Below are 12,475 nucleotides of genomic sequence, written 5' to 3'. Positions count from 1 at the left end.
CTTCCTCCCGCGCAGCGCTCAGCCTGGGAAGGTTTCCAGCGGGATGCGTGTGCCGGCCGGCAGCGTCACGCCCCAGGGTAGCAGGAGCGCAGAGGCGGCGAGGGTTTCGGCCAGCCAGAGCGCCAGCGCCGGGCCGTTATGCGCGTGGTTGACCGGCCCGTCCGGCGCGTCGAGCACCAGTTTCGAGGGCGCCCAGACGATGGTGCGGCCCTGGCGGATGGCCCAGTCGATCTCGGTCCGGCTTTCGACCACCAGGCAGCGGCGGTCGCGGGCGGCGAGCGCCCAGGCGTTCAGGCCGACGCTGAGCAGGTCGATGCGCTGCTGCACGGCGCGCACCGCGACCTCGGGGCGGGGCAGGTCGGGCAGGCCGGTGCAGAGGATGATCGGCGCGCCGCGGGCCTCCAGCCGGTCGATCCGGTCCGAGAAATCCGGCGCGGCGATAGCGGCGTTGTCCATGTAGACCACGAGCGGATGCGTGGCGTTGCCCTCGACCTGCAGCGGCGTCGCGGCGCGGGTGCGGGCGATCTCGACCCCCAGCTTGAAGGGGCCGCGGTCGAGTTTCTCGATCCGCACGAAGGCGCGCATGGCCCTGGGGTGGGTGAGGATGCGTTCGGCGACGCTTTCTGCCAGCGTCTCCAGCAGGTTCAGCCGCCCGGCCGCCAGCGCGTCGGTGATCGCCTCGGTGATCGTGTCATAGGACATGATGCGGTCGACATCGTCGTCGATCGGTCCCTGGGGCGGGCGCACCTCGACCACGACATTGAACATCAGCCGTTGCGAATGGCCTCGTTCGGTCTGGAAGGCGCCGATCTCGGCCTCGACCAGGTAGTCGCGCAGCGCGATCCGGTCGCGGGGATCGGCCGAGGCGGTGGCTTCGGCGCGCTCCTCGGGATGGGCGAAGGCGAGATGGATATCGGTGCTCATGGTGAGCCTCGCGTCAGGGATGCTGTCCGGGACTTACCCTGCACGAGGCCGCTTGCCCAGCCCGCAGGCGGCATGCCGGAGCCCGGGGGCGACGCCCGGGGTTTCCGAAAGGCGGCGGGCGGGTCAGTTGAGCGTCAGGCGCACCGGTTCGCGGTAGAACAGATGCGAGCCGAACTGGGCGGTGCGGTGAAAGCTCTGCGCCCAGCGGGGCCGCACGCCGGTGGTGTGGAAATGCGTGGCGCCGTCGGTCAGCTCACGCGGGGCGCCCGAGAGCATGATCTGGGCGATGGCATTGGCCAGGCGGCGGGCCGAGGGTTCGACCATCTCGCGCGAGCGGCCGTTGCAGGCATAGGAGAACTGGCAGGCGTTCAGGTGTTCGGCGTTCTGGTGCACGACGCCGCAGACGCTGTTGGGGTAATTCGGCAGGTCGACGCGGTTCAGGATCACCTCGGCCACGGCGAACTGGCCATAGACATCCTCGCCGCGGGCCTCGTGATAGATCGCCTCGGCCAGGCATTGCACCGGGGTGTCGTTCGACTGCGGCATCTCCATCAGATAGCTGGCGTCGTAGCGCAGGATATCGGCGGGGTTGTCGAAGGGCGTCGTCGCCCGGCTGACCAGCGAGGAACTGACCCCGCGCATCGCCTCGCGTTCGGCGCTGAAGGCCAGCGCGAGCGACTGCTCGAGCGGCAGGTCGGCGGCGGCGCTTTGCGCCGAAAGGGTCAGGGCAAGCGCGGTCCCGAAGGCCGCGAGCCGGTTCACGATTCCCATACCGTCCATCCTATGTCAGCCGAGGGCAGCACGAAGGCCATGCCAAAGGCGTCCGGTGTGCCGCCAGGATGCGGCATCTTCTGTGTCGTTTTGTGTCGTTTTCGCGACGAAGGCGGCGCGGTGTCCCCCCCTGGCACGCCGTTCATCTGCCCTCGGATTAGCGCAAAACGCGTTCCAAGTCCACAATATGACTGGGTTTTCCCCGGGTGCCCCCCGGCGGCCGATGCCGCGCCGCCGCATGGCGGGGGAACCCCCGCCTGAGTCGCGGCGAATTTCCCGCAAGATTCAACGGCTGAACGTCAGTCAGCGAAGGTCTGGCATTTCCTCGGCTGCATCTTCGGCCTTGAGAGTCAACTGCGCTGCGGCGAGCCGTGCGACGGGCACGCGGTAGGGCGAGCACGAGACATAGTCGAAGCCCGCGGCGCGGCAGAAGGCTATCGATTCGGGGGAGCCGCCATGCTCGCCGCAAATCGACAATGTCAGACTTTTGCGGGCCCGCCGTCCCCGCTCGGCGGCGATGAGCAGCAGCTCGCCCACGCCATCGGTATCGAGGACGTGGAACGGGTCTTCGGGGAAGACACCGGCCTGGATGTAATAGGACATGAAGCGCCCGGCGTCGTCGCGCGACAACCCGTAGGTCATCTGCGTCAGGTCGTTGGTGCCGAAGGACATGAAATCGGCGTGCTGGGCGATCTCGCCCGCCCTGAGCGCGGCGCGGGGCGTCTCCACCATGACTCCTAACCGGTATTCGAAGGCCGAGCCCTTGGCCACGCGCACCGCCGCCGCCACCGCGTCGATGCGGGCCTTGACCAGTTCCACTTCGCGCATGGCCGAGACGAGCGGGATCATGATCTCGGGCACGACCTTCTCGCCGCGCTTGGCGGTCTCGATCGTCGCCTCGAAGATGGCGCGGGCCTGCATCTCGTAGATCTCGGGCAGGGTCACGCCCAGCCGCACGCCGCGCAGGCCCAGCATCGGGTTGAACTCGGCCAGTTCCTCGGCTCGGCGGGTGATCTCGGACAAGGGTTTGTCCAGCGCGTCGGCGAGTTGCTTCATCCCCTCGCGGGTATGGGGCAGGAATTCGTGCAGCGGCGGGTCGAAGAGCCGGATGCAGACCGGCAGCCCCTGCATGATCGAGAAGAGTTCCTTGAAGTCCGAGCGCTGCATCGGCAGGAGCCGGGCCAGCGCCGCCGCCCGGTCCTGCCCGGTATCGGCGAAGATCATCTCGCGCATGACGGTCAGGCGGTCGTCTTCGAAGAACATATGTTCGGTGCGACATAAGCCGATGCCCTCGGCCTTGAAGTTCCGAGCCGAGCGCGCGTCGGACGGGGTGTCGGCGTTGGCGCGCACGCCGATGTCGCGGATCTCGTCCGCCCAGTCGAGCAGGGTGTTGAACCAGCGGTCGGTGGCGGGTTCCAGCATGTTGGGGGCGCCGCGCAGCACCTCGCCCACCGTGCCGTCGATGGTGATCAGCTCGCCCTCGTCCAGGACATGGCGACCGGTATGCAGCTGGCGGTTCTTGGCGTCGATGCGGATGCCGGTGGCGCCGACGATGCAGGGCACGCCCAGGCCGCGGCCGATCACCGCGGCGTGGCTGGTCATGCCGCCGCGCTCGGTCAGGACGCCCGCCGCCGCATGCATGCCGCGGATATCCTCGGGCGAGGTTTCGCGGCGCACAAGGATGCAGGGTTCCCCGCGCGAGGCCGAGGCCTGCGCTGCGGTCGAAGTGAAGACCAGCCGCCCGGTCGAGGCGCCGGGGCTGGCGGGGATGCCGCGGGCCAGAACCTCGCGCGGGCCGCGGGGATCGACCTGCCGGTGCAGCAGTTCCGACAGCGCCCGGGGGGTGACGCGGGTCAGCGCCTCCTTGCGGGTGATGATCCCGTCCTCGGCCAGCGCCACGGCGACGCGCACCGCCGCGCGGCTCGAGCGCTGGACCTTCAGCGCGTCCAGCACCGCCACCTGGCCGTTGACGATGGTGAACTCGATCTGCATCTCCTCGCGCAGCTTGAGGCGGCAGACCTCCACATGGCGGACCAGCTGGGCAAAGGCATCGGGGTCCTGATCTTCCAGCGAGGGGCCGCGCGGGTCGCGGGTGAGGTAGATGGCCTGCGGGTTGTTCGAGACCGCGCCGCGGTCCTGCCCGCCCAGCGCGTAGCGCCCGGTCACCTGCGGGGCGCCGGTCACCGGCTCGATCATCTGGATCACGCCCGCACCGGATTCGCTGGTGCCGAAGCCGCCGGCCATGGCCTGCACGACCAGACCCAGCCCGGCCTCTTCGGGCGCACCCTTGGCCTGGCGCAGCAGGCGCGCCGAGGTCCCCTCCCAGGCGCGGGCCATGGAGCGCAGGACCTCGGCCAGCTGGCGCTTGGGGTCCTGGGGGAAGGGCTCCTCCATCTCTTTCTCGAAATCATAGAGCGCGGCCTGAAGCGCGGGCAGGCAGGGCTCGCCCAGCGGGAAGAGGTCCGGGTCCAGCCGCGCCACATGCACCGCATAGGCCTGTACGAAGCCGAGATAGAGCGCGGTCGCCACCGCCTCGCCATGGGTGGCCGAAAGGGCGGCGTGGCGTTCGTCGTTCATGCCGATGTTCAGCACGGCGCTGGGGCCGCCCCAGTCCGAATTCTCGGCCGAGGGGCGCACCGACAGCAACTGGTCCGAGGCGAAGCGGCCGACCAGCCCGCCGAGGTCCGGCAATTGCCCGGCGGCGATGGCGCGCACGGCGTTGAAGGACAGCGCCACCGTCTTCGGCACCGGCAGGTCCAGCCGTACCAGCCGCTGCAGGCATTTCGCCCGCCAGCCATGCGTGCGCAGCGCGATGGGCGCAGAGCCGGTGATCTCGGAATAATCGAGCAGGTTGAGATTGCTGATGGGCATGGGGGACTCCGTTCGCGGCGCAGGATAGACCTGTCGCGCCACCGTGCAAGCGCAGAAATCCGCGCGGCAGGAACGTCGCCGGGCCAGGCGGCTGGCGGCAATCCGCCGCCTGCCGGGCGAAAGCGGGGAACCGGCCCGGGGCTGGGGGGTTTTATCGCCATACCGGCGGGGCCGATGCGCCCCGCTCAGCGAAAATGGAGAAGACCATGAAAGCCAAGATGCTGACCCTCGCCACCGTGTCGGTTGCCGCCCTCGCCGCCTCGTCGATGGGCGCCGCTGCGGCGAGTGCCGCCGCCTCGGCCGACCTGAACCTGCGCGCGGGCCCGGGTCCCGAATTCCGCATTCTGAGTGTCATTCAGAACGGGGAATCGGTCACCGTCGACGGCTGCCTCGCCACGCAGGAATGGTGCGAAGTGCAGACCGCTTCGGGCACCGGCTGGGCCTATGCGCCCTATCTGATGTTCGACGAGGACGGCGCGATGAAGCCGCTGCCGCAGGTCACCTCGCAGACCGTGACGGTGATCGAGGACACCAGCCCCCGTGACGAAGCGACGCTGATCGCGGGCGGCATCGGGGCCGTGGCCGGTGCGCTGATCGCTGGTCCCATCGGCGCCATCGCCGGCGGCATGGCGACCGGGATCGCGGCCAATGCCTCGGTCGACCCGGAGGTCGAGGTCTATGTCCGCAACAACCCCGTGCAGCCGGTCTTCCTGTCGGGTGAGCCGGTGGTCGGCGCCCAGGTGCCGGCGGATGTGACGATCTATGAAGTGCCCGACAACCAGAACGTCGCCTATCTGAACATCAATGGCGACACCGTGCTGGTCGACCGTTCCGACATGCGCGTGATCGGCGTTGTGCGCTGATCCCTGACCCTACGGGACCTTGAATCCGGTCCGGGCGTGGCCCCCTTCGCGGGGTCGCGCCCTTCCGGCGTTATTGAAACAAGTATCTGATTTCAAAAAAATATTTTGCCGATTTTTTGCCCCATTGCGATAAAAAGTCGGAACCGATCCTGCCGCGGGACGTTTTCCTCCCAGAGACGCACCAAGCGTCACAACGACAGGAGATGACGATGCAGATGCAACCGAAAAAACTCTTCCCCTTCGTCCTGGCCATGGCGATGACCGCCGGCTCGACCGCGGCCTATGCCCAATCCGCCACGCTGGGCGCCACCGCCGATACCGCGACCAGCGCCGCGACCGAAACCGCTGATGGCCTGACCGCCGATGCCACCGGCAGCGCGGCGACCTCGGCCGATACCGAGCTCTGCGCGGGCGGTGTTGCCTGTGCTGACGCCGACGCTTCGGCCGAAGCCACCATGGACAGCGACACGACGCTGACCCCGGGTGCGGCGTCGAGCGACACCAGCGTTGCGGGCACGACCGAGACGATGGGCAATGCCGCGACCGACTCGATGGCCGCGGGTGAAAGCGACGCCTCGACCATGCCGATGGGCGACGCCTCGGCGACCGCCTCGAGCGAGCTGACCGACGAGGGCGAGACCCTGGTCGAGGTGGCTTCGGTGACCGAACTCGACTCGCTGATCGGCGCGCGTGCCTATGACGCCAATGCCGAATGGGTCGGCGAAATCAGCGCCGTGCTCCCGGCTGACGCCGATGGCAACGAAGAGCGCTTCGTGATCGATGTCGGCGGTTTCCTTGGCATCGGTGAAAAGCCGGTGGCCCTGACGGCCGACGACCTGCGGGTCGCGGTGGATGCCGAAGGTGACGTGGAACACGTCGTCGTCTCGCGCACCCAGGCCGAGCTGGAAGCCATGCCGGAAGTCGAAATGTAATCCGGTTCTACAAAGACCTGACGCGGGGCCCTTCGGGGCCCCGCATTTCGTATATCCTGCTGATTCATTCGATCCTTTTGACCCCCTTTGACCCGAGGTCCGGACCATGACGGAATTTCTGCGCAACCGCTGGCCCGAGACCGTGCTGGCCGTGCTGGCCCTCGCCTGGGCGCTGAAGGTGGCCGAGGCGGTGATGGCGCCCCTGGTGCTGGCCTTCGTCACCGCGCTGGTGCTGACGCCGGTGATGAACGTGCAGCGGCGGATCGGCATCCGCCCCTCGATCGCGGCGACGATCACCCTGCTGCTGGCGCTGGCTTTCATCGCCGGCATCGCCCTGACGCTGCAGCCCTGGGTGGTCGAGATCGTCGATGCCTGGCCGCGCGTCTCGCGCGAGCTGCGCTCGGCCATGCTGGATGTACGCTACAGCCTCAGCGGCCTGATCGACGCGCAGCGCGAGGTGATCGAGGCGATTGCCCCCGAGGCGGCCGATGGCGCCGCGGGGGCCGAGGGCGCGGCGGCGGCGCTGCCGTCGCTGGCCGATGCGGCCTGGATGGCGCCGGCGCTGGGGGCGCAGATCCTGATCTTCCTGGGCGGGCTCTTCTTCTTCCTGATGGGCAAGGACCGCGTCTATGACTGGGCGCAGATCGCGGGCTTCCGCCCCGGCGATTTCCGCCGGGCCGAGGCGCGTGTCGCCAGCTATTTCGGCGCGGTGACGCTGATCAATGTGGCGCTGGCCACGGCGGTGGGGCTGGCGCTGGCCGCCTATGGCCTGCCCGGCGCGCCGGTCTGGGGCGTGGTGGCGGGGATGGCGAATTTCGTCATCTACCTGGGCCCGGCGGTGACCGCAGCGATGTTGCTGCTGGCCGGGACGGTGGCTTTCGACGGGGTGGCGGCGGTGGCGCCGATGCTGATCTATCTGGGCATCAACCTGATGGAGGCGCAATTCGTCACGCCAATGGTGATCGGCCAGCGCATGCGGCTGGATCCCCTGCTGGTCTTCTTGTCGCTGACGCTGTGGCTGTGGCTCTGGGGACCGATCGGCGGCATCGTCGCGATCCCGCTGGTGCTGTGGGTGCAATCGCTGTGGAACGACGCCATGGCCCACGCAAGGCAGGAACCCCACCGCCTGCTGGTCTGAGGGCGGCGGCACCAGGGCTGTCCGCAACGAAAAGGGTCGCGCGGCTGATCGCCGCGCGACCCTTTTTTGCTGTGCCCTTCGCCGCTTACCCGGCCGGTTTCGGCGCGCTGCCCTCGGCATCCACATCCTGAAGGTTCGCGTCCTGGGACTGGGGATTGAAGGTGTCCGCTTCGAAGGTGAGGCGGAAGTCGTACCAATCCTCGCTGACATCGGTGACCACGGTGCCGCCGATCTGCGTGGCGAAGCCCGCGATCAGTGACCGCCCCAGCCCCGAGCCCGAGACCTGATCGGGCGCCAGGAAGGGCGTGCCCCGGGTGTTGGCGATGCGCAGCACGGCGGTGTTCTGGCCGCTCGCGTTCAGCCCCTCGGCGGTCAGGGCGATTTCGAGCGTCGCTTCGCCATTCTCCAGCCGCCCCATGTATTTGAGCGCGTTGGTCACCGCCTCGGACGCCATCAAGAGCAGCGGCACCGCCTGGTCGGGATAGAGCTGCACCGGCGCATAGCTCTGGTTGATGGTGATCAGCCGGTCATCGGTCAGCCCGGCCGAGATGGTCGAGGCGATGACCGAATTCAGCAGCTCATCGGCCGCCACCTGTCCGCTGGTCGGCCCGGAATAGAGCGCGCGGTGCACCGAGGCGATGGACATGACCCGCATCTGCACCTCTTTCAGGGTGCGGCGGGCCTCGGGCGTCGAGGCGCGGCGGATCTTCAGGTTCACGATCGAGGCGATGAGCTGGAGGTTGTTCTTCACCCGGTGGTGGACCTCCTTCAGCAGCACATTCTTCTCGTGGACCATGTTCTCCAGTTCCGCCTCGTCCTGGACCAGCCGGTTGGCAAGGTCGGTCCAGGCCTCGTCGATCTCGGCCAGTTCCTGCGACAGGCGGCCGCTGGGGGCCAGCGTCTCGATCCGGCGCGAGGTGGAGAATTCGGTCATGTTGCGGCGCAGGTGGCGGATATGGCGGATGACCAGCGCATTGACCGCGCCCATCGCCACCACCAGCCCGACCATCAGCATCAGCACCGGGAACAGGATGGGTGACAGGCGCATCCAGCCCAGCGTCGGCCGCGGCCAGCTGCCCAGCGCATGCACCACGCCGGGGATGATCGGCACCACGGCAAAGATCCGCTGCTCACCCGAGGCGGTGTGGCCGCTGAAGGAATATTGCCGGTTGGTGACCAGCGAGGGCAGGGGGCGCCCGACCGGCACCATCTCGGCGACATCGCCGAAATCGCCGCCGGTCGACAGCACGTCGCCCTCGGCGTTGAAGGTCAGCACGTCGAGATTGGCGTCCAGCGTCGAGCTGCCGGGGATGCCGAAGATGCGCGAATGCGGCACCGACACCAGGACGAAGCCCGCGTAATCGCCGTTGATCCGCACCGGCGCCGCCGAGACGATCACCGAGGTGCCGCTGATCGCGCCGAAGCCCGAGGCCATGACCACCGGCTGCCGGTCACGGTTGATGACCGGATAGAGCAGCCCGTCGGTCATGTCGCGCCCGACATCGGCCGAGGCGCAGCGCAGGATCCCGTCGGCATCGGCATAGCCGGCGAAGGAGAATTGCGGCGTGGCGCGGACCACGTTGACGAACATCTCCGAGCAGCCGTCGACCGCGCCGCCATCGGCCGCGACATGCGCGGCCAGCGTCGCCACCGCGCCGCCTGCGGCCGAGATGGCCAGAGCCTCGCCCGCCGCCGCTTCGGCGGTCGAGGTCAGCAGCGCCGCCTCGACGCGGCGTTGTTCATCCGCGCCGATCTGCACCGCCTGATAGACGGCAATGGCCCCGATCGGCATCAGCGCGATGGCCAGAGTCCCCGCCACCCGGGCCGCGAGCCCGCGGAACGGCCACCACGACCCGCCGCTCACGCCGAGAGGCGTCCCTGCGCGCCGGCATTGACGATGGCCGCCGTCACACGGTCGGTCATGTCAGCATAGCCGGTCTCGCCCGGATGCAGCAATTCCACCAGCCTGGCCCGGCCCCGGTTGGCGCGGCTCTTGATCGTGCCGACCGCGACGCCGCACATGTTGGCCGCTTCCTCGTAGGAAAAGCCCGAGGCGCCGACCAGCGCCAGCGCTTCGCGCTGTTCGACCGGCAGCTGGGCAAAGGCGTCGAGGAACTCGGCCAGTTGCAGCCGCCCGTCATGCGCGGGCTTGACCGACATCTGCCCGGCGACGATGCCATCGGGATCGGCCACCTCGCGCGAGCGCTTTCGGCGGATGGAATAGAAGGTGTTGCGCAGGATGGTAAAGAGCCAGGCCTGCATGTTGGTGCCGGACTGGAAACTCTCGATGTTCTTCCAGGCCTTCACGAGGGATTCCTGCACCAGATCGTCCGCTTCCGCGCCGTTTCGGGTGAGGGACAGCGCAAAGGCGCGCATCGGACCCAGATGCGTGACAAGCTCGTCCCGCGGGTCCTGACTGACGGCGGGGTCAGCTGTCATGATGTGTCTCGTCCTGGGTCCTCAACTGGCGGAGCAGATCGAGAAAGCGGTCAGGCACCTTCTCGCTGGCGCGTTCCTGGAAGGCGCGCCGAAGGTTGTCCGCGATCTGGTCTTCCAGGGCGCTCGATGGTTGTTCATTGTGCATGGGCTTCTCAGGCAACGCGCCTTCCACTTGCAGATTTTTCACAGACGTTCGGAACCAAACACCAGACAGCGCGTTTGGTTCCAAGAATTTCGCGAAAAGGACTGAAAAAAAATGCCGACTGCCCAGAAGGAACAGTTCCTGTCCGTCATCGTCGCCGACCTGCTGCCCTTCCTGCGCCGCTATGCCCGGGCGCTGAGTGGAAGCCAGGCGACCGGTGACCGGTACGCGGCGACCACTCTGGAGGCGCTGCTGCTCGACCGGTCGGTCTTTGACGGCGACTATTCCCACAAGGTCGCGCTGTTCAAGGCGTTCCACGCCATCTGGTCGTCCTCGGGCGCCCTGACCGAAGGGGCCGAGGACGGGATCACCGCCCGGGCGCAGCGCCATCTGGCGCGTCTGGCGCCGAACACGCGCGAGGTCCTGCTGCTCAGGACCATCGAGGAATTCACCGATGACGAGATCGCCGTGATCATGGACACCACTCCTGAGGAGGTGAACGAACTCTACCGCATCGCGCTGCGCGACATGGAAGACAGCGTCGCCGGCCGGGTGCTGATCATCGAGGACGAGGCGATCATCGCCCTCGACCTGCAGAGCATCGTCGCCGACATGGGCCACCGCATCACCGGCGTGGCCCCGACCCATCGCGCCGCCGTCGATCTGTTCGGCCGCGAGCGGCCCGACCTGATCCTGTCGGACATCCAGCTGGCCGATGGCTCTTCGGGGATCGAAGCGGTCAACGAGATCCTGAAAAGCGCGGGCGACGTGCCGGTGATCTTCATCACCGCCTTCCCCGAACGCCTGCTGACCGGCGAGCGGCCCGAACCGGCCTTCGTCATCACCAAGCCCTATACCGAAGAGCAGGTCCGCTCGGCCGTGAGCCAGGCGATGTTCTTCTCCTCGACCGAGACGCTGCGCGTCTGACACCATTTCACGGTTCCCTCGCCTGGGCGGCGTCCTTCGGGGCGCCGCCTTTTTCGTTTGCGGGCCCGGCCCCGGGGGAAGGGACGAAAAGACCCCGCGCCTGGGGAGCGCGGGGCCAGGCCGAACCGGCAGGGCCGGGCAGGGGCCCCCGATCAGCCGGCGGCCATCGAGCGCAGCATCCAGGCCGCTTTCTCATGCGCGGCCGACCGGGCCGTCAGCATGTCGGCGGTCACCGGGTCGCCGCTGTCCTCGGCCAGGGTGATCCCCTCGTGGCAGGCGCGCGACAGCGCCTCGTGCCGGTCCTTCAGCGCGGTGACCATGGCGGCGGCACCGGCCTTGGCCTTGGTGCCCTTGGCATCGGTGTCGAGCAGGGCGCCGGGCGTCGCCGGGGCCAGATGGCCCAGGGCACGGATCCGCTCGGCCAGCTCGTCGGTGGCAGCGAAAAGTTCGCCGTATTGCGTCTCGGTCAGCATGTGGACGCCATAGAACATCGGACCTTCGATGTTCCAATGCACCTCATGCGTGCGGATCAAGAGGTCATAGGTGCCGCTCAGGATCTCGGCGAGTTTCTCGGCGACGGCTTCGGGGGCCTCGACGCCGGTCTTCACCTTGACGGCGCCGGGGGTGACGGTTCGCAGGTCTTTCATGGCAATGCTCCTAGTTCTGTGGGGGTCAGCCGGAAACCGGGCGGCGCGGGAAGGGCGGCGCCGCCCGGGTCAGGTCCGTCAGACCGGCGGGCTGCCGCGCAGCGCCCGCGCCAGAAGCGCGATGACGAACAGGGCCAGGAACACGAAGAACAGGATCTTGGCGATCCCGGCCGAAGCCGCGGCGATACCACCGAAACCGAAGACGGCGGCGATGATGGCGATGACAAGAAAAGTCAGGGCCCATCCAAGCATGGTAGGTCTCCTTCTGCGATTGGGGGCCGGCGTGATTGCTCGGCCTTCGCAGGGTCAACCGGAGTCCGTCGCGGATGGTTCCCGAAATAATTGCGGGAACCCGGGCCGGGGGCGAGGCGTTGTCTGGGCGAGAGATAAATTCCCTTCCACCCAGTCGAGGAGATGATGATGGCCCGCGCAACGCAACCGAGCACCGCCGATCTGAAGCGCGATTTCGACGCGCTGAAGGCGGATCTGGGCAATCTGACGAAAGAGCTGCGCGCCTTCGCGCAGGCACAGGAACGCAGCCTGTCGCAGCGCGCGACCGAAACGGCGCAGGCCGCGGCGAATGGCGTTGTCGGCACGGCGCAGGCCGCCGCCAGCGGCTTCCTCGGTGCGACCGAGGGGCTGCGCGAGACCGGCGCCCAGCAGGCGCAGAACCTGCGCAGCCTGGCCGAGCAGGCGACCTCGGGCGCCGAGGAATTGGTGCGCGAGCATCCCGCGGGCACCGTCGCGGGCGCCGCGGCGATCGGCTTCCTGGTCGGCGCGCTGGCGGCGCGGCGCTGATCGTGGCGCGGCGGCTGGCCCTG

13 protein-coding genes are annotated in these 12,475 nt (G+C 68.3%); 5 read left to right on the top strand and 8 right to left on the bottom strand.

What is annotated here, in order from left to right; all coding sequences use genetic code 11:
* Positions 1 to 18: 18 nt before the first annotated feature.
* The 3 genes from VDQ18_RS19570 to VDQ18_RS19560 form a co-directional block, all read right to left on the bottom strand.
* Positions 19 to 924: a dihydroneopterin aldolase gene (locus VDQ18_RS19570; protein WP_323022582.1), complete on the bottom strand. Its 906-nt coding sequence runs from the start codon at positions 922 to 924 to the stop codon at positions 19 to 21.
* A 123-nt stretch (positions 925 to 1,047) separates the two neighbouring features.
* Positions 1,048 to 1,695, bottom strand: coding sequence for a cell wall hydrolase (locus VDQ18_RS19565; protein ID WP_323022581.1), 648 nt, complete (start codon positions 1,693 to 1,695; stop codon positions 1,048 to 1,050).
* A 303-nt stretch (positions 1,696 to 1,998) separates the two neighbouring features.
* Positions 1,999 to 4,566, bottom strand: a complete 2,568-nt coding sequence (locus VDQ18_RS19560) for a putative PEP-binding protein (RefSeq protein ID WP_323022580.1) — start codon at positions 4,564 to 4,566, stop codon at positions 1,999 to 2,001.
* A 206-nt stretch (positions 4,567 to 4,772) separates the two neighbouring features.
* Between VDQ18_RS19560 and VDQ18_RS19555 the strand changes: the two genes are divergently transcribed.
* The 3 genes from VDQ18_RS19555 to VDQ18_RS19545 all read left to right on the top strand — a co-directional run bounded on the left by VDQ18_RS19555 (position 4,773) and on the right by VDQ18_RS19545 (position 7,499).
* On the top strand, positions 4,773 to 5,429 hold the full coding sequence (locus VDQ18_RS19555; RefSeq protein WP_323022579.1) for an SH3 domain-containing protein: 657 nt from the start codon (positions 4,773 to 4,775) through the stop codon (positions 5,427 to 5,429).
* A 209-nt stretch (positions 5,430 to 5,638) separates the two neighbouring features.
* On the top strand, positions 5,639 to 6,361 hold the full coding sequence (locus VDQ18_RS19550; protein ID WP_323022578.1) for a hypothetical protein: 723 nt from the start codon (positions 5,639 to 5,641) through the stop codon (positions 6,359 to 6,361).
* Positions 6,362 to 6,467: 106 nt separating this feature from the next.
* Positions 6,468 to 7,499, top strand: a complete 1,032-nt coding sequence (locus tag VDQ18_RS19545) for an AI-2E family transporter (RefSeq protein ID WP_323022577.1) — start codon at positions 6,468 to 6,470, stop codon at positions 7,497 to 7,499.
* A gap of 85 nt (positions 7,500 to 7,584) precedes the next feature.
* Here the strand turns inward: VDQ18_RS19545 and VDQ18_RS19540 are convergent, their stop codons facing one another.
* From VDQ18_RS19540 to VDQ18_RS19530, 3 genes are read right to left on the bottom strand one after another with little or no spacing between them, the layout of a single operon-like run.
* Positions 7,585 to 9,363 carry a sensor histidine kinase gene (locus VDQ18_RS19540; protein ID WP_323022576.1) on the bottom strand — a complete coding sequence of 593 codons (1,779 nt, stop codon included), beginning with the start codon at positions 9,361 to 9,363 and terminating at the stop codon, positions 7,585 to 7,587.
* Positions 9,360 to 9,938, bottom strand: coding sequence for an RNA polymerase sigma factor (locus VDQ18_RS19535; RefSeq protein WP_107754561.1), 579 nt, complete (start codon positions 9,936 to 9,938; stop codon positions 9,360 to 9,362). The genes VDQ18_RS19540 and VDQ18_RS19535 overlap by 4 nt, the downstream gene beginning before the upstream one ends.
* The gene (locus VDQ18_RS19530) at positions 9,928 to 10,083 is read right to left on the bottom strand and encodes a NepR family anti-sigma factor (RefSeq protein WP_107754562.1); all 156 of its coding nucleotides are present in this window, start codon (positions 10,081 to 10,083) and stop codon (positions 9,928 to 9,930) included. Before VDQ18_RS19530 ends, VDQ18_RS19535 begins: the two co-directional genes overlap by 11 nt.
* 111 nt (positions 10,084 to 10,194) lie before the next feature.
* Here VDQ18_RS19530 and VDQ18_RS19525 point away from each other — a divergent pair, with 111 nt between their 5' ends.
* Positions 10,195 to 11,007, top strand: a complete 813-nt coding sequence (locus VDQ18_RS19525) for a response regulator (protein WP_323022575.1) — start codon at positions 10,195 to 10,197, stop codon at positions 11,005 to 11,007.
* 152 nt (positions 11,008 to 11,159) lie between these two features.
* On the opposite strand, the gene VDQ18_RS19520 is transcribed toward VDQ18_RS19525, so the two are convergent.
* Together VDQ18_RS19520 and VDQ18_RS19515 are read right to left on the bottom strand one after the other, a co-directional pair.
* Positions 11,160 to 11,654: a DNA starvation/stationary phase protection protein gene (locus tag VDQ18_RS19520; RefSeq protein ID WP_323022574.1), complete on the bottom strand. Its 495-nt coding sequence runs from the start codon at positions 11,652 to 11,654 to the stop codon at positions 11,160 to 11,162.
* Positions 11,655 to 11,732: 78 nt separating this feature from the next.
* Positions 11,733 to 11,906 (bottom strand): DUF1328 domain-containing protein, encoded by a 174-nt coding sequence (locus tag VDQ18_RS19515; RefSeq protein WP_107754565.1) that lies wholly within the window; start codon positions 11,904 to 11,906, stop codon positions 11,733 to 11,735.
* Between the two features lie 168 nt (positions 11,907 to 12,074).
* Here VDQ18_RS19515 and VDQ18_RS19510 point away from each other — a divergent pair, with 168 nt between their 5' ends.
* A complete protein-coding gene (locus tag VDQ18_RS19510) occupies positions 12,075 to 12,452 on the top strand; it encodes a DUF883 C-terminal domain-containing protein (RefSeq protein WP_323022573.1) in 378 nt (125 codons plus the stop codon).
* Positions 12,453 to 12,475 lie beyond the last annotated feature (23 nt).

The organism is Pararhodobacter sp., assembly GCF_034676075.1.
GTDB lineage: Bacteria > Pseudomonadota > Alphaproteobacteria > Rhodobacterales > Rhodobacteraceae > Pararhodobacter.
This window is presented reverse-complemented; position numbering and strand designations above follow the sequence as displayed.